A 16,458-nucleotide genomic window follows, 5' to 3' on the forward strand; every position below is an offset into this window, starting at 1 on the left:
CATGAGCTCCGTACTGGTGGCCGTGCTCGTAACGGCCCTCACCGTCCCCCTCCCCGCCCCGGCGTCGGAGTGGAATCAGCCCGGGTACGGCCCGGGCGCGACCTACTACAACCCGAACGAGAACCGGCTGACCGCCTCGACGGCCGGCTCGCTGACCCGCCGGTGGGAGGTTCCCACCCACGGCGCGCCGGTCTGCGAGCTCGGACGTGAACCCCTTGTCGCCGGCGGGAACGTCTACACCAGCGATCCGGGCGGTGTCGGCGCCTACGATCCGGCCACCGGTAGCCGGCGATGGCACGCCGGCCTGCCCGGTCGTGGCGTCACCCGGATGGCCCTGGCGGACGGCAAGCTGATCACGCTGACGTACGCCTGCGAGGGGCAGAACAGCTTCCTGACCGCGTTCAACGGCAGGACCGGCGGCCGGCTGTGGGATGTGCCGCTCGGCGTACCGGCGCAGGACATGGTGGTCGACCGGGGTATGGCCGTTGTCGACACCCGGCCGGACTTCGCCCTCACCACCACCGCCTATCGGCTCGCCAACGGGGGCCGGGCCTGGCGGCTGACCGGCACGCGCGGCGACGGGCTGCTCTCGGCGGGCGGGCGGGTGCTGCTGCGCACCGAGGGGCAGGGCTCCCGCGCCGTGGCCATCGCCACCGGCGCCACCCTCTGGCAGACCGGGGAGGACTGGTACGCGGTCGGCAGCGCCCCGGCCGGCGACCGGTTCTACGTCGGCGGCAAGAGCGGCGGCCTCTCGGCCGTGAACGCGGCCACCGGCGCGGTGATCTGGCGCTCCACCAACACGGCCCCGTCGGTGACCACCGACGGGCGCTACGTCTGGTTTCCGCGGTACCGCAGCATCATCTGCCTGGACGCCCGGAACGGCGGCAAGCTCTGGTCGGTGCACCTGCCCGACGCCGCCGGCCAGCCGGTACGCGCCGGGAACCTGCTCTACAGCCCGTCCGGGTTCGCCTCACCGCTGTCGATCGTCGACGCCGCCACCGGTAAGCCGGTGAAGGGCGGCGGCATGCCCAGCGACCAGAACTATCCGCCGACCGTGGCCGGCGGCCGCCTCTTCCTCACGGACGGCGGCCGCCTGCGCGCGTATTACTGAGAAGCGGAGCGGCGGCGGCTGACCTCCGCGAGGGTCACCGCTGCCGCCACGCTGGCGTTCAGCGACTCTACGTCGGAGGCCATCGGGATGCTCACCCGCAGGTCACAGGTCTCGCCGACCAGGCGGGACAGACCGCGGCCCTCGGAGCCGACCACCACCAGCAGCGGCCCGACAGCGGCCTCGAGGTGGTAGAGATCGGTCTCGCCGTCGGCGTCCAGCCCGATGGCGGTGAAACCGGCCTTCTGCGCCGCCTTGATCGCCCGGGTCAGGTTGACCACCTGCGAGACCGGGACGCGGGCGGCCGCTCCGGCGCTGGTGCGCCAGGCGGTCGCGGTGATCCCGGCGGCACGCCGCTCGGTCATGAAGACGCCGTGCCCGCCGAAGGCGGCCACCGACCGGATCACCGCACCGAGGTTGCGCGGGTCGGTGATGCCGTCCAGTGCCACCAGCAGCGGAGCGGTCTGCTCCAGCGAGGCGGCGACCAGGTCGTCGAAGTCCTCGTACGCGAACGGCGGCACCTGCAGCCCGATGCCCTGGTGCAGCACCCCGCCGGTCATCCGGTCCAGCTCGTTGCGGCTGATCTCCAGGATCGGGATGCCCCGGTCACCGGAGGTCCGGACGATCTCGGTCACCCGCTCGTCGATGTCGATGCCCTGTGCCACGTAGAGCGCGGTGGCCGGAACCAGCGCCCGCAGCGCCTCCACCACCGGGTTGCGCCCGAGCAGCAGCTCGGGCCCCTCCTTGGTGGGGTTGGACCGGCGGCCGGGAGCGACCCGCGGTCCGCGGGGACCGGCAGCGCGGCCCCGGCCGGAAGCGGCACCGGACCGCCCGAAGACAGCGGCACGACCGCCGCCCCGGCCCCAGGTGGTGTCCTTGCTGCCGGGGACGCCGACCTTGGGCGCACGCCCCTCGGCCGCCGCGGCCCGGCGCTCCTTGTCCTGCTTGCGCGCGGTCTTCTCGGGCAGCTTCTCGGTGCCCGAGTAACCCTTGTGCCAGGGCCGCTCGTCGGCGGGCAGGGTCTTGCCCCGGCCCTTGAGCCCGGCGCGGTTCTTACCGCCGGAGCCCATGGCCGCGCCCTTCTTCGACGTCGCCCGCTTGCTGGCGTTCTGTGAATTTCCCGGCATCAGTGCTCTCCTACCGTCCAGCGCGGACCGGCCGGAGTGTCCTCCACCTGAATACCCGCGTGCTTGAGCTGGTCCCGCACCGAATCGGCGGCAGCCCAGTCCTTCCGTGCGCGGGCTTGTGCCCGCTGTTCCAGTGCCAGTGCGACGAGTGAGTCGACGACCGGCTTCAGGTCGTTGCCGCCCTCGCCACCGTCCCAGGCGGCGTCGAGCGGGTCCAGTCCGAGCACACCGAGCATGGCCCGGACCGCGGTCAGCGCGCCCCGGATGGCCGGCTCGTCGCCGGCGGCCAGGGCGGTGTTGCCCTCCCGGATGGTGTCGTGCACGATCGCGAGCGCCGCCGAGGTGTTCAGGTCGTCGTTCATCGCCTCGGCGAAGGCCGGCGGCACCGCCTTGGGCCGGCCGGGGCCGACCACCTCGGCCGCGCGCTGGACGAAGCCCTCGATCCGCCGGTACGCGACCGCGGCCTCCCGCAGCGCCTCGTCGGTGTAGTCGATGCGCGAGCGGTAGTGCGGGCTGCCCAGGTAGTAGCGCAGCTCGACCGGGCGGATGCCGTCCTCGCCGACCGAGGCCAGGTCGATGACGTTGCCCAGCGACTTGCTCATCTTCGACTCGCCGAGGTTGAGCAGCGCGTGGTGCACCCAGTATCGGGCGAACCCGAGGCCCGCCGCCTTCGACTGGGCGATCTCGTTCTCGTGGTGCGGGAAGGTCAGGTCCAGCCCGCCGCCGTGGATGTCGAACTCGTCGCCGAGGTAGCGCCGGGCCATCGCGGAGCACTCGATGTGCCAGCCGGGGCGGCCCTTGCCCCACGGCGACGACCAGTACGAGTCCTGCGGCTCGTCGTCCTTCACGCCTTTCCACAGGGCGAAGTCGCGGCGGTCGCGCTTGTCCCGCTCCGGCGCGTCGCCGGCGCCGCGCATGTCGTCCGGCTTCTGGCCGGAGAGTGCGCCGTACTCCGAGTAGGAGAGGACGTCGAAGTAGACGTCGCCGTTGCCGCACGCCGCCGGGTACGCGTGGCCGCCCTCGATCAGCGACGAGATCAGGTCGTGCATCTCGGTGATGTGCCCGGTGGCCAGCGGCTCGTAGGTGGGCGGCAACACGTTCAGCGAGTGGTAGTCGCGGTCCAGCAGGATCCGGTTCTCATACGCGATCGCCCAGAACGGGCGGCCCTGCGCCAGCGCCTTCTGGAGAATCTTGTCGTCCACGTCGGTGACGTTGCGGACGAAGGTGACCTCCATGCCGATGTGCAGCAGCCAGCGGCGCAGCACGTCGTAGTTGACCGCGGAGCGGAGATGGCCGATGTGTGGCGGCGACTGCACGGTGAGACCACACAGGTAGATCCCCACCTGACCGGGCGTCATCGGGACGAAGTCCCGGACCGATCGGGTCGCGGTGTCGTACAAGCGCAGCGTCACCGTACAAGGGTACCGACCCCCGTCACGGAACAGCCGCCCCGCCCGTCCGACACCGGAACGAGGGAATCAATATCCACCGACCGCGGCGTACGCGTCGACGATCCCGTGTCCGTAGAAGCCGTTGAAGCCGCGGCCCCCCTCGCACCGGGCGTCGTACTCGGCGGGCTGTCCTTCCCGCTGGTAGGACTGCACCCGGCCGGGAGGGCAGGGCCGCTGCGCGGCGGTCCGCAGCAGCGTGCGCTCGACCGCGTCGGGGTCCATGGTGCGGCCGGCGCGCGCCGGATCAGCCTTGCCGTACCGGCTGACGATCAACGCGGCCACCCCGGCGGCGTGCGGTGACGCCATCGAGGTGCCCTGTGCGTACATGTAGTAGCCGCAGGTGCCGGACGAGCAGTGCCGGACCACCGAGTCGTCGCCGGCCCGGGTGACCCGGCCCTCCGCGTCCACCATGCCCTGCTCCTGCAGGACGTGCTTCGGATAGCTGGAGAGGATCTCGTTGGCCGTGGTCTGGTACTTGTCGGTGCCGTACCAGTCGCTGAGGTCACCGCCGGGCGCGGCGACCGAGATCTGCTCGACGCCGTAGTTGGAGTACTCGGCCTTGCGCCCGGACGGGCCCAGCGACGAGGCGTTCAGGACGTGCGGCCCCTCCTGCGGCATGGTCCGGCAGGTCGCGTTGTCGATCTTCCGCTCGTACGGCTCGGCACCGTAGTTCGGGCTGCTCCGGTCGGTCAGCGGCCGGCCAAGGTCCTCGTGGGAGTTGCCGAGCGAGCTGATCAGCGTGACGCCCTTGCGATGCGCGTACTCCAGGGCCCGGTCGAGCCCGACGAGGATGGCCCGCTGCTCGGCCTGGCGCTTGGCGCTGTCGGCGGGGTTGGCCTCGCACAGGTACTTCCACGGGTCGACGTAGAAGGACATGTTCACCACGTCGATGCCGGCGTCGCCCGCGTAGGTGAGCGCGTTCACCACCGAGTCGAGGAAGAAGAAGCCGGAGTCCTGGCCGCCCTTGAGCTCGACCAGGCTGACACCCGGGGCGACGCCGGAGAGGCCGAAGCCGTCCGCGGCCGCGCCGATGGTGCCGGCGACGTGGGTGCCGTGGCCGCCGTCGTCGGTGCCGACCGGGTCGAGGCAGCTCTTCACCTCGCAGGGACCGTCGACGGCGGCGATGTCCGGCGCGAAGTTGCGGGACAGTGCCCGGTTGAAGTGCGGGGCCAGGTCGGGGTGTCCGGCGTCCAGGCCGGTGTCGAGCACGCCGACGGTCACTCCCGCCAGCGGATGATGCACCTTGCGGGCCTGGTCGGCGCGGATCATCCGCAGGCCCCAGAGCCGGTTGTCGAGCGGGTCGAGGCCCTCCGGCCCGCGCGCTCCACCCGTACCCCCGGCAGTGTGACCCGCGGGCTCGACCGCGACCCTGGCGATGGCCCGGCGCTCACTCGCACCGATCAGCGCCGCCGAGGCGGTGGCCTTCGCCGCGAACCGGGCGTCGGCCGAGGTGACCCGGTAGACCCCGGCCGTGTCGTTGCGGCTGACGATCCGGCCGCCTGCCGACCGGACGGCGGCCGTCACGTCCGATGCGGCGACACCGTCGGCCGCGACCACGGTGTAGTCCGTGGCAGACGGGCCGGCGGTGATCGGCAGCAGGGCCAACAGGGTCAAACCGGATACGGCTGCGCGTAGGACCATCACTTCCCGGATGCTAGGGCCGAAAAGGGGCGCCTGTTCCGCTATCGCGGAACAAGCACCCCTGTTCAGAACAGATCGGATCGCAACAGATCAGATCCGGAGGTCAGCGACCGCCGACCGCCGCGTAGGCGTCGACGATGCCGTAACCGTAGAACCCGTTGAACTGCTTGCCACCCTCACAGAGAGCGTCGAACTCGGCGGGACGACCCTCATTCGCGTAGCTCTGCAGGCGCGGCGTCGGGCAGGACCGCTCGGCCGCCGTCTTGTAGAGCTGACGCTCGACCACGTCCGGGGACAGGGTCTTGCCGCCACGGCGCCAGTCGTTGTGGCCGTACCGGCTGACGATCAGCGCGGCGACACCGGCGGCGTGCGGTGACGCCATCGAGGTGCCCTGCAGGTACGTGTAGTACCCGCACTTGCCGGCCTTGGTGCACTCCTTGAAGACCAGGCCCTCGCCGGCCGCGGTGATGTTGCCGTCCGCGTCGACCAGCTCCTCCTCCTGCAGCACCTTCAGCGGGTACGTGGAGAGGATCTGGTTGCCGGCCGTCTGGAACGTGTCCGTGCCGAAGCCGTCGCGGTACCAGCCACCCGGCGCGGCGACCGAGATCTGCTCGAGGCCGTAGTTGGAGAAGTCCGACTTGTTGCCCGACGGGCCGACCGACGAGACGCCGATGACGTGCGGGCCCTCGGTCGGGAGGTCCCAGCAGGACTTGTTGTCGATCGGGCGCGGGTACGGGTCCGCACCGTAGTCCGGGCTGGAGACGTCGGTCCGGGGCTTGCCCAGGTCCTCGTGGTTGTTGCCGAGCGCGCCGACAAGAGTGACGCCCTTGCGGTGCGCGTACTCCAGGGCCCGCTTCATGGCGGCGATGATGGCGCGCTGCTCGGCCTGGTCCTCGGCGCTGTCCGCCGGGTTGGCCGTGCAGTTGTAGAGCCACGGGTCGACGTAGAACGACATGTTGACCACGTCGAGGCCGGCGTCGGCGGCGTACGTCAGCGCGTTCACGACCGGGTCGAGGAAGAAGTAGCCGGAGTCCTGGCCACCCTTGAGCTCGACCAGCGTGACGCCCGGCGCGACACCGGAGAGGCCGACGCCGTTCAGCGAGGCGCCGATCGTGCCGGCGACGTGCGTGCCGTGCCCGCCGTCGTCGGTGCCGACCGGGTCGAGGCAGCCCGCGACCTCACAGGCACCGTCGATGTCGACCAGGTCCGGCGCGAAGTTGCGGGAGAGCTTCTTGCTGAAGTTGGGAGCGAGGTCCGGGTTCGAGGCGTCCAGACCGGTGTCCAGCACGCCGACGGTCACGCCGCGGTCGCCGGACTCGATCTTGCGAGCCTTGTCCGCGCGGATCATCGCGAGACCCCAGAGCTTGGAGTCCAGCGGGTCGGCCTTCGCCGGGCCGCCCTTGCCGCCCCGGCCACGCTTCGCGGCGAGGTCGATCTTCTCCAGCCCGTTGGGGGCGCGGCCGATGGTCCGGCGCTCGCTCGCCCCGATCAGGGCGCCCGAGGCGACGGCCTTCGTCTCGAACCTGGTGTCCTTCGACGTGACCCGGTAGACGCCGACGGCGTCGTTACCGGTCACGATGGTGCCACCGGCGGCCTTGATCGCAGCGGTGGCCTCTGCGGCGGAGGTGCCGTCGGCGGCCACGACCGTGTAATCGACCGAGTTACCTGGCTCCGCAACGGCGGAACCGGGAACCACGGCCAGGAACGCGAGGCCCGTCGCGGTGACGACGGCCCCGGTGATAACGCGTCTTCTCATGGAAGCGCTCCTCCTGGGAGTTGACTAGGAGGCATCCCATCGAGAAATGTCGCTCACCGCAAGGTCAGGACCTGATTATTTACAGTTACGGCCGGGTCATTCGGAGCACATCGAGTGCTTCGTCCAGTTGTGTCTCGGTCAATTTGCCGTCCGCCACATGACCGCGTTCGATCACCACTTCACGAATGCTGCGGTCGGTGGCGAGTGCCTGCTTGGCGATCGCCGCGGCCTCGTCGTAGCCGAGGTACCGGTTGAGCGGAGTGACGATCGACGGCGAGCCCTCCGCGTACGCCCGGGCCACGTCCTCGTTCGCCTCCAGGCCCTCGACGCACCGGTCGGCGAGTTGGCGGGACGCCGCGGCGAGGAGCCGGATCGACTCCAGCACGTTGCGGGCCATCACCGGCAGCATCACGTTGAGCTCGAAGTCGCCCTGGGTGCCGGCGAAGGCCACCGTCGCATCGTTGCCGATCACCTGGGCGCAGACCTGGCGCACCATCTCGGGCACCACCGGGTTCACCTTGCCCGGCATGATCGAGGAACCCGGCTGGAGATCGGGCAGGCGCAGCTCACGCAGTCCGGCCCGGGGTCCCGAGCCCATCCAGCGGATGTCGTTGGCGATCTTGTAGAGGCCGACCGCCACCACCCGGAGCTGGCCGGACGCCTCGACCAGGGCGTCGCGGGCACCCTGCGCCTCGAAGTGGTCGCGGGCCTCGCTCAGCGGCAGGCCGGTCTCCTCGCGGAGCAGCTCGATCACCGCGGGGGCGAAGCCGGGCGGCGTGTTCACCCCGGTGCCGACGGCGGTGCCGCCGAGCGGCAGCTCACCGAGCCGGGGCAGGGTGGCGGTGAGGCGCTCGGCACCGTTGGTGATCTGTTGGGCGTACCCCGAGAACTCCTGACCGAGGGTGACCGGTGTCGCGTCCATGAGGTGCGTCCGGCCGCTCTTCACGACCTCGCTCCAGGCCTGCGACCTGGTGCGCAGCGCGGAGGCGAGGTGTGTGAGGGCCGGCAGGAGGTCCCGGCTGATCGCCTCGGTGGCGGCCACGTGGATCGATGAGGGAAAGACGTCGTTGCTCGACTGGGACGCGTTGACGTGGTCGTTGGGGTGCACCGGCCGGCCCAGCTCGCGGGAGGCCAGGGTGGCGATCACCTCGTTGGCGTTCATGTTCGACGAGGTGCCGGAGCCGGTCTGGAAGACGTCGATCGGGAACTGGTCGTCGTAACCGCCGTCGGCGACGTGCGCCGCAGCGGTCGCGACGGCCGCGGCGACATCGCCGTCCAGCACGCCCAGTCTCCCGTTGACCCGGGCCGCCGCACCCTTGATCCGGGCGAGGGCCCGGATGTGTGCCGATTCCAGGCCCCGGCCGGAGATCGGGAAGTTCTCCACCGCGCGCTGCGTCTGTGCCCGCCACAGCGCGTCGGCGGGCACCCGCACCTCACCCATCGTGTCGCGTTCGATCCGATATCCGCTCTCGTCAGTCGTCACCGGACAATCCTCTCTCGACCCACGGCGAACCGCAGTCGATCGTGTCGATCACCTCTCGAGGCGCCGTGCCACCTCGAACCGCTCCGGCACGCCCATCTCCTCGAAGAGCACGAGTGCCTCCGACCAGAGGCGCCGGGCCTCTCCGGCGTCGGTGCTCTCGGCGCATTCGGCGAGCCCGGACAGCGCCTGGGCCGTGCAGAACGGCAGGCCGTGGCGCCGGGCCTGCGACAGCGACCGCTGGTACAGCTCGCGGGCTCCCGGTACGTCACCGGCGCGGAGCAGCGTGGTGCCGAAGTCCCGGAGGAACTCGCACTCGTACCGGCGGTCGCCGAAGTTGCCGGCCGTCTCGATCGCCCGCCGGTGCTCGGCGACCGCCTCAGCGGTCCGGCCGGCCTCGGCGTGCAGCTGGGCGAGCTGGTTGCGGGCGTCGGCCTCCAGGGAGGCGAAACCACCCTGTACGGACAGCCGCAGCGCCGCCGTCGCATAGCGCCGGGCCATCTCCGGCGAGATCGACCCGTTCCGGCGCCGGAGCTGGACGATCAGGAAGAAGCAGCTCGCGAGCTGGTGCACGTCGCGGTGCTGCACCGCCGACATCAGGCGCCTGCGGTGGATGGCCAGCGCCTCCGGGTACCGCCCCAGCCTGCCGTAGGCGGTCGCCAGGTAGATGAGCGTGGCCGCCGAGGGTGTGTCGCGCCCGGCGAACCCGGACATCCGCAGCGCCTCGCGAGCGGTTTCCACCGCCTCGGTGAACCGGCCGCTCGCCTCGTGGATGGCGGCCAGGTTGCCCAGCGCCACGGCGAGCGCGTCCTTCTCGCCCAGTTCCGTCCAGTTCCGGATCGCGATCTGCATGTACTCGCGGGCCCGGGTGTGGTCGGCGAGACGGAAATGCACCGAGGCCAGGTAGTTGGCGGTCATCGCCACACCGGTCCGGCTGCCGGCCTGCTCGGCGATGGCGAACGCGCGCTCGTGCAGCGAGGCCACGTCACCGGTGTAACCGCGGTAGAAGAGCAGGTACCAGGCGGCCCGGGGCAGGTACCACCCGTACTCGGGGTGGCCCGTGTCGACAGCGGCCTGCTGGAGCGCGGCGAGCGCCGGCCGTTGGCGTTCCAGCCTGGCGACCGGGTCGGTGATCGCGGACTGCAGTTCCGGCCGCCGTGGCGGGAGGTCCCGCAGCGCGCGGTCGACGCTGTGCCGGTAGGTACCCGTCGTGCTGGCCACCGCGGCGCGCAACTCCAGGTCGAGAACCTCCAGGACGGCCCGGCGCCGCTCCTGTTCGTCCAGGCCACCGGCCAGCGTGACCGCGAACTCGCGCAGCAGGTCGTGCAACCGGACGACGCCGGGCTCCGGCTCCTCGGCCAGGTGCGCGTCGAGCAGCTCCTCCAGGACCTCCTGAGCGTCCGCCAGGGACAGGCCGGTGAGCGCGGCGGCCACCGGCGCGTCGAGGAGGTCACCGGGATAGAGGCCGAACCGCTGGAAGAGCCCCTGTGCCCGCTCGCCGAGCTGCCCGTAGGAGAGCGCGAACGTGCTGGCCACGCTGCGGTTCTCGACCGCCAGGCCGGCGAGCGCGGCACCGCCGAGGCGATGGACCAGGTCGGCGACCTGCCAGCGCGGCCGGTGCGCCAGCCGGGCGCCCGCCAGGCGGACCGCCAGCGGCAGCCCGCCGCATCGGCGGACCAGCTCGGCGGTCGCCTCCGGCTCGACATGGACCCGGTCGCCGGCGATCCGTTCCAGCAGGCGAACCGCCTCGTCCACCTCGAGCAGCGGCAACGACTCCGAGTGCACCCCGTCCAGCCCGGGCAGCCGCCGCCGGCTGGTCACCAGCGCCAGGCTGCCCCCGGCGGTCGGAAGCAGGTCGGCCACCTGCGCGCTGGACGCCGCGTTGTCGAAGACCACGAGCGTTCGCCGCCGGGCCAGCTCGGTACGCCAGACACCGACCCGGCCCACGAGGTCCGGCGGAATCGCCTCCGCGCTCACGCCGAGCTGCCGCAGCAGCACCAGCAGGGCGTCGGCGGGCTGAATCGGCTCCTGCTCGCTGTGCCCGTGCAGGTCGACGAAGAGGTGCGCGTCCGGGTAGCGGTCGGCGACGTGCGAAGCCAGGTGCAGGGCGAGGGTGGTCTTGCCGCTGCCGGCCATACCGTCGATCACCAGAACCGCCGGGCTGAGCGGCTCGTCCGGGCAGATCTCCTTCAGCAGCCGCGCGACGAGATCGCCCCGGCCGGTGAAATCGCGGACCGTGCGCGGCAGGCAGCGGATCGGCGCCGGCTGCGCCTCACCGGCCGTCTGCGCCTCACCGGTCACCGCCGGTTCGCCGGCCAGGATCTGCCGGTGCAGTTCCTGCAGCTCCTGACCGGGTTCGATGCCCAGTTCCTCCGCCAGCGTCTCGCGCGCACGGCGGAACTCCGCGAGCGCGTCCGCCTGCCGCCCCGCCCGATGCATCGCCGTCATCAGCTGCCCGCGCAGCCGCTCGCGCAACGGGAACCGCTGCACCTGCTCGCTCAGCTCACCGAGGATCTCCCGGGCCCGCCCCGCGGCCAGCTCCAGATCCACCCAGTCCTCGACCGCGAGCACACGCTTCTCGTCGAGGGCGGCGGCCGCGTGACGCACCGCGATGGCGTCGATCTCGGCGCAGGCGGGACCCTTCCAAAGACCAAGACCTTTCCGGTACGCCGACCGCGCGGCCGCCACATCCCCGGTCGACCGCGCCTGCTCCACCAGCCGTGCGAACACCGCCGCGTCCAGGTCCTCGGGACCGACCTTGATGCCGTACCCCGCTGGATCAGTCATGATCACGCCGGGCGGCAGCGCCCGCCGCAACCGGGACACACAGGTCTGCAGCTGCCCGCGGACCGTCGGCGGCGGATCGGCGCCCCACACCGCGTCGGTGATCTCGCTGAGCCCGACGATCCGGCCCGCGTTCAGCAGCAGCATCGCCAGCACCACCCGGTCCCGGCCCGCGGTCACCGCCACCGGCTCGCCGTCCACTGTCACCGACAGCGGACCCAGGATGGTGTAGCGCACCTCCGCCATCAGCCGGCCTCCCCCGAGTCGGCGGGAGCTTTCCGGTACGCCCGGCGCGCACCTCGAAGATCCCCTGTGGACTGTTGCTCGCCGGGCGGCCGGTCAAACCTCTGTTCACCGGATCCGAACACCCTCCGCCCGAGCGCGGTTACGGAGAGTCGCCCTCGGCTCCGGTAGCGCAAGGTAGTCACCCCGTTCCGTGTGCGTGTGCGGCAGCCTAGCGGAAGGCGGCAGTAGCGGATCGACAGCGAAACGAGAGCGGACTGTAGAAGGCTCCCCGGCAGTGCCGCCTCACCGCCGATGCTTTTCATGAGCGCCCCCAGTGCGTGGTGGGGCGGCCGAGCTTTACGGGGGACGAACAGCCCGTCCGGGGTCATCCGCGGACGGGCTGTTCGTATCCCGGGCGATCACTCTCGGTTGGACGGAAGCCACAACGGAACGTACCGTCGGCTGAGTTTGGATGCCCCCGACGAAGAGGATCCCCCTGATGCGACGCGCCATCCTGGCCGTGCTCACCGGCGGCGCCCTGCTGTCCGGCGCCGCCTGCGGCAGCGATGCGGACACCAGCGAGATCGCCGCTCCGGCCGCCGCCACCCCCACCACGGCAGCGGCAACCGCCTCACCCGCACCCGACTACTCGGCCGACACCGAAGAGGTGTGCGGCCGCCTGGAGAAGATCTTCAGCGGCGCGCTGGCCGGCGACTTCGGCACCGCGATGGGCAAGATGATCGCGCAGAAGGAGGCGAAGCAGACCGCCGAGGCGGCGAAGGCCGAGAAGGCGGCGGCCGCCGAGCTGAAGGCGGTCGGCACCGAGATCCGCAAGGAGACCACCGCCGCGCAGAACCCCGAGCTCAAGCTGGCGGGCGAGACCTCCGCGGCGAAGCTCGAGAAGAGCGCGAAGAACCGCGACTACATCGAGAAGGTCAAGACCGCGAAGGACCTGGACCGCACCCTCAAGGGCCAGATCCAGGAATGGCTCACCCCGGTCGCCGGCTTCTGCCCCGACGCCTGACCGCACTCCATTCCTGCTGCCCCCACCGCCTGACGGAGCTCCCCGCGATCTTGGACAACTGAGCCGGTCATAGGCGGTTCAGATGTCCAAGATCGCGGGCGAGCGGCGAGCGGCGAGCGGCGAGCGGGCGCGCAGGCGGGCGCGCAGGCGGGCCGGGCGGGCCTTACGGGCGGGCGCCGATGCTCAACATCGGCTTGGTGACCTCGGCGAAGAAGTCCTCACCCTTGTCGTCCACGACGATGAACGCGGGGAAGTCCTCGACCTCGATCTTCCAGACCGCCTCCATGCCCAGCTCCGGGAACTCGAGCACCTCCACGTGCCGGATGCAGTCCTGGGCCAGCCGGGCAGCCGGGCCGCCGATCGATCCGAGGTAGAACCCGCCGTAGGTCTTGCAGGCGTTGGTGACCTGCTGCGAGCGGTTGCCCTTGGCCAGCATCACCATCGAGCCACCGGAGGCCTGGAACTTCTCCACGTAGGAGTCCATCCGGCCGGCCGTGGTCGGGCCGAACGAGCCCGACGCGTACCCCTCGGGCGTCTTCGCCGGACCGGCGTAGTAGACCGCGTGGTCGCGCAGGTACTGCGGCATCGGCTCGCCCGCGTCCAGCCGCTCGGCGATCTTCGCGTGGGCGATGTCGCGGGCGACGACGAGCGGCCCGGTCAGCGAGAGGCGGGTTTTCACCGGGTACTTCGAGAGCTCGGCGCGGATCTCGGCCATCGGCCGGTTGAGGTCGATCCGGACGACCTGCTCGGTCTCCAGGTGGTCGTCGGTGACGTCGGGCAGGTACCGGGCCGGGTCGGTCTCCAGGCGCTCCAGCCACACCCCGGACGGAGTGATCTTCGCGACCGCCTGGCGGTCGGCGGAGCAGGAGACCGCGATGGCGACCGGGCAGGAGGCGCCGTGCCGGGGCAGGCGGACGACCCGCACGTCGTGGCAGAAGTAGCGCCCGCCGAACTGGGCACCGATGCCGAAGTCACGGGTTAGCTCCAGCACCGCGGCCTCCAGCTCGAGGTCACGGAAGCCGTGCGCCAGCATCGTGCCGGCGGTCGGCAGGTTGTCCAGGTACTTCGCGCTGGCCAGCTTCGCGGTCTTCAGCGCGTGCTCGCCGCTGGTGCCACCGATGACCACCGCGAGGTGGTAGGGCGGGCAGGCCGACGTGCCGATCAGGCGCAGTTTCTCGTCGAGGAACTGCATCATCCGCTGCGGGTTCAGCAGCGCCTTCGTCTCCTGGTACAGGTAGGACTTGTTGGCCGAGCCGCCGCCCTTGGCCATGAAGAGGAACTTGTACGCGTCCGGCTGCCCGCCCGGGTCCTCGGCGTAGAGCTCGATCTGCGCGGGCAGGTTGGTGCCGGTGTTCCGCTCGTCCCACATGGTCAGTGGTGCCAGCTGCGAATACCGCAGGTTCAGCCGGGTGTAGGCCTGGTAGACGCCGAGCGCGATCGCCGCCTCGTCCGTCCCGTCGGTGAGAACGTGCCGCCCGCGCTTGCCCATCACGATCGCGGTGCCGGTGTCCTGGCACATCGGCAGCACACCACCGGCCGCGATGTTGGCGTTGCGCAGCAGGTCCAGCGCGACGAACCGGTCGTTCGGCGACGCCTTCGGGTCGTCGATGATCGAGCGCAGCTGAGTGAGGTGCGCCGGGCGCAGGTAGTGGGCGATGTCGTGCATCGCCTCGGCGGTGAGCTGGGTCAGCGCCGCCGGCTCCACGGTCAGGAACCGCCTGCCGCCCGGGCCCTCGACGACGTCCACGCCCTCGTCCGAGACCAGACGGTATTCGGTGAGGTCCTCGCCGGTCGGGAGGAGCGGAGAGTAGGAGAAATCGGCGCCTCTGCTCATGAGCGGCAAGCCTAAGCCAGCGGGGCGGCCGGATGCGAACCGATCCCCACGCTTCGCCCGGCAGGGTTCGGTCAGGAGGCCGGGTCTTCGGTCAGGAGAAGGCCAGGTATGCCATGTCCCGGCCGGCGACCGCGATCATTCCGTTCGGTCCGACGGCGAAAACCTTGGCATTCGTACGAACGTCGGCTCGGACCGAGCCCGTATCGGGTGTCAGAGCGGTGACCCGGTTCTTCGAGACGACGATCACCGCGTACGGGGTGAGAGCGGCGGTCGCGCCGTCCCGCCCGGTCTGCCGCCACACCGCCTTGCCCTTGGCGAAGGAGTATCCGCGCAGCGTGTCGTCCTTGCGGAGCACGGCGTAGGCGTCGTTCAGTGCCACCACGCCGGTCTCCTTGTCGCCGTACCAGAGGTTGCGGCCGTCGTACCCGTTGATCAGCACCTCCCGCCCGTACGGGTCGACGCCGAGCACCACGTTGTAGCCGCCGGCCGGGTCCCGCCCCTGCTCACAGTTCGAGCCGCTCTCCGCGGTACGCAGGTTGAGCCCGTCCCGCCGCCACACCACGCCGTTGCGGGGCGGGTCGGTGGCGGTCACCCCGTAGTAGCAGGTGCCGTCGCGCGCCGTACCCGTCACCGTCAGCACCCGGCCGCCGACCACCGCGATCCGCTGGTCCCGGGCCGGCCGTACCGTCTGCACGAGCTTGCCGCCGGCGGTGTCGATCACCCGAACCTGGCCGTCGTCGGGGAAGCCGAGCAGGCCCGGCATCGGCTGCGGGCCCGCGACGTCGTCGTCCACGTCGTCGGTGACCAGCCGCCGGGTGTCCGGCAGGTCCGGGTTGGCCGCGTCCAGGACGAAGCCGATGCCGCCGGTACCGACGGTCCACATCTGATTGCCGGACCGCGGGTCCCACGCGGTGAGCCGGCAGTCGTTGCCACCGGCGCAGCTGAGGTCCACGATCGCGTCCTGGTACGTCCAGACCGCGCTCGCCGTGGTGTCCGCCCGCCGCAGCGCCCCGTTGCGGGGGTCCATCACCTGGTATCCCTTGGTGAGCAGCCGTCCGGTGACCACCACCGCGTCCGAACCCTTGCCGGCGATCGACGCCCAGTCCGCGTCCGACGACCAGAGCGGCACCCCGGCGGTCAGCCCGTAGGCCTCCACCGATGTCCGGTACTCGACGATCACCGAGTCACCGACGACGGCCACGCTCTGCGGTGTGCCACCGAGCTCCTGCTGCCATCGGGCGCCGGGCGCCACCGGCCCGTTCGTGGTGATCCACGACCAGACCTGGGGGAACGGATTCCACACGCCGGTACTCGCCAGAACCGTTATCGTCACGGCGGCGACCAGCGCGAACCCCTTCCCGGTCGAGGCCATGCGGACACCGTAGTGACCTCGATCCACTTAACCCGCGAGGGTGGAAAGTCCGTGTCGATCGGTTATCAGCGGTTTGTCGAGAGAACCAGAGGCACCGTCCGGTACGGGATCAGCTCGGCGAGCGCGATGATCGTGTGCGCCCGGACGATGCCCTCGTAACCGACGATCTGGTCGATCACCCGCTGCAGATCGGCGTTGGAACGGGCGACGATCCGGCACAGGATGTCCCCGCTGCCGGTGATCGTGTGCGCCTCCAGCACCTCCGGAATCTCCGCCAGGTGCTCGGCAACGGCGTCATGCCCGTACCGCTGACTGATCTCCAAGGTCACGAAGCTCATCACGCCGAAGCCGACAGCGGCCGGGACCACCTCCGGGCCGAAGCCCTTGATCGCGCCCCGCGCGATCAGCTTGTCCAGGCGCGCCTGGACTGTGCCTCGCGCCACAGCGAGCCGCCGGGAAAGCTCGAGGACCCCGATCCGCGGCTCCTCGGCGAGCAGCGCGATCAGCCGAGCGTCGAGGCCGTCGAGTTGGACAGTCTGCTCACCCATCAGCCGAAACTACCGGACCGAATGCGCAGGATGACCAGAACGAAACGGATCTATTGCCCACGTAAGCGTTCTGCGCCACGGTCCCACCATGAGGCCGGCGGGCGATCT

Annotated in this window: 11 protein-coding genes; 2 read left to right on the forward strand and 9 right to left on the reverse strand. The window is 71.0% G+C overall.

What is annotated here, in order from left to right; all coding sequences use genetic code 11:
* Window position 1 precedes the first annotated feature (1 nt).
* Window positions 2-1,111, forward strand: coding sequence for a PQQ-binding-like beta-propeller repeat protein (locus ACFQV6_RS40255; RefSeq protein ID WP_378032988.1), 1,110 nt, complete (start codon window positions 2-4; stop codon window positions 1,109-1,111).
* On the opposite strand, the gene rlmB is transcribed toward ACFQV6_RS40255, so the two are convergent.
* The 6 genes from rlmB to ACFQV6_RS40285 all read right to left on the reverse strand — a co-directional run bounded on the left by rlmB (window position 1,105) and on the right by ACFQV6_RS40285 (window position 11,593).
* Window positions 1,105-2,235, reverse strand: coding sequence for a 23S rRNA (guanosine(2251)-2'-O)-methyltransferase RlmB (gene rlmB / locus ACFQV6_RS40260; protein WP_378032989.1), 1,131 nt, complete (start codon window positions 2,233-2,235; stop codon window positions 1,105-1,107). The genes ACFQV6_RS40255 and rlmB overlap by 7 nt on opposite strands.
* A complete protein-coding gene (cysS, locus tag ACFQV6_RS40265; RefSeq protein ID WP_378032990.1) occupies window positions 2,235-3,647 on the reverse strand; it encodes a cysteine--tRNA ligase in 1,413 nt (470 codons plus the stop codon). Before cysS ends, rlmB begins: the two co-directional genes overlap by 1 nt.
* Window positions 3,648-3,713: 66 nt before the next feature.
* On the reverse strand, window positions 3,714-5,327 hold the full coding sequence (locus ACFQV6_RS40270) for a S8 family serine peptidase (RefSeq protein ID WP_378033020.1): 1,614 nt from the start codon (window positions 5,325-5,327) through the stop codon (window positions 3,714-3,716).
* Between the two features lie 103 nt (window positions 5,328-5,430).
* Entirely contained in the window at window positions 5,431-7,083 is a 1,653-nt protein-coding gene (locus ACFQV6_RS40275; protein ID WP_378032991.1) for a S8 family serine peptidase, read from the reverse strand.
* Window positions 7,084-7,168: 85 nt separating this feature from the next.
* Window positions 7,169-8,566, reverse strand: coding sequence for a class II fumarate hydratase (locus ACFQV6_RS40280; protein WP_378032992.1), 1,398 nt, complete (start codon window positions 8,564-8,566; stop codon window positions 7,169-7,171).
* Between the two features lie 48 nt (window positions 8,567-8,614).
* Window positions 8,615-11,593, reverse strand: coding sequence for a BTAD domain-containing putative transcriptional regulator (locus ACFQV6_RS40285; protein WP_378032993.1), 2,979 nt, complete (start codon window positions 11,591-11,593; stop codon window positions 8,615-8,617).
* A 478-nt stretch (window positions 11,594-12,071) separates the two neighbouring features.
* Here ACFQV6_RS40285 and ACFQV6_RS40290 point away from each other — a divergent pair, with 478 nt between their 5' ends.
* Window positions 12,072-12,596, forward strand: coding sequence for a hypothetical protein (locus tag ACFQV6_RS40290; protein WP_378032994.1), 525 nt, complete (start codon window positions 12,072-12,074; stop codon window positions 12,594-12,596).
* A 163-nt stretch (window positions 12,597-12,759) separates the two neighbouring features.
* Here the strand turns inward: ACFQV6_RS40290 and ACFQV6_RS40295 are convergent, their stop codons facing one another.
* The 3 genes from ACFQV6_RS40295 to ACFQV6_RS40305 all read right to left on the reverse strand — a co-directional run bounded on the left by ACFQV6_RS40295 (window position 12,760) and on the right by ACFQV6_RS40305 (window position 16,350).
* Window positions 12,760-14,430 (reverse strand): fumarate hydratase, encoded by a 1,671-nt coding sequence (locus ACFQV6_RS40295; protein WP_378032995.1) that lies wholly within the window; start codon window positions 14,428-14,430, stop codon window positions 12,760-12,762.
* Between the two features lie 91 nt (window positions 14,431-14,521).
* A complete protein-coding gene (locus ACFQV6_RS40300) occupies window positions 14,522-15,802 on the reverse strand; it encodes a PQQ-binding-like beta-propeller repeat protein (protein ID WP_378032996.1) in 1,281 nt (426 codons plus the stop codon).
* Between the two features lie 65 nt (window positions 15,803-15,867).
* Window positions 15,868-16,350, reverse strand: a complete 483-nt coding sequence (locus ACFQV6_RS40305; RefSeq protein ID WP_378032997.1) for an Lrp/AsnC family transcriptional regulator — start codon at window positions 16,348-16,350, stop codon at window positions 15,868-15,870.
* Window positions 16,351-16,458: the final 108 nt, after the last annotated feature.

Origin of the sequence: Actinoplanes sp. GCM10030250, from assembly GCF_042666575.1 — a bacterium.
GTDB lineage: Bacteria > Actinomycetota > Actinomycetes > Mycobacteriales > Micromonosporaceae > Actinoplanes.

Coding starts and splice junctions, on each gene's coding strand:
- ACFQV6_RS40255 (WP_378032988.1), top strand. CDS start 2: ATGAGCTCCGTACTGGTGGCCGTGCTCGTAACGGCCCTCACCGTCCCC.
- rlmB (WP_378032989.1), bottom strand. CDS start 2,235: ATGCCGGGAAATTCACAGAACGCCAGCAAGCGGGCGACGTCGAAGAAG.
- ACFQV6_RS40270 (WP_378033020.1), bottom strand. CDS start 5,327: ATGGTCCTACGCGCAGCCGTATCCGGTTTGACCCTGTTGGCCCTGCTG.
- ACFQV6_RS40275 (WP_378032991.1), bottom strand. CDS start 7,083: ATGAGAAGACGCGTTATCACCGGGGCCGTCGTCACCGCGACGGGCCTC.
- ACFQV6_RS40285 (WP_378032993.1), bottom strand. CDS start 11,593: ATGGCGGAGGTGCGCTACACCATCCTGGGTCCGCTGTCGGTGACAGTG.
- ACFQV6_RS40290 (WP_378032994.1), top strand. CDS start 12,072: ATGCGACGCGCCATCCTGGCCGTGCTCACCGGCGGCGCCCTGCTGTCC.
- ACFQV6_RS40295 (WP_378032995.1), bottom strand. CDS start 14,430: ATGAGCAGAGGCGCCGATTTCTCCTACTCTCCGCTCCTCCCGACCGGC.
- ACFQV6_RS40300 (WP_378032996.1), bottom strand. CDS start 15,802: ATGGCCTCGACCGGGAAGGGGTTCGCGCTGGTCGCCGCCGTGACGATA.
- ACFQV6_RS40305 (WP_378032997.1), bottom strand. CDS start 16,350: ATGGGTGAGCAGACTGTCCAACTCGACGGCCTCGACGCTCGGCTGATC.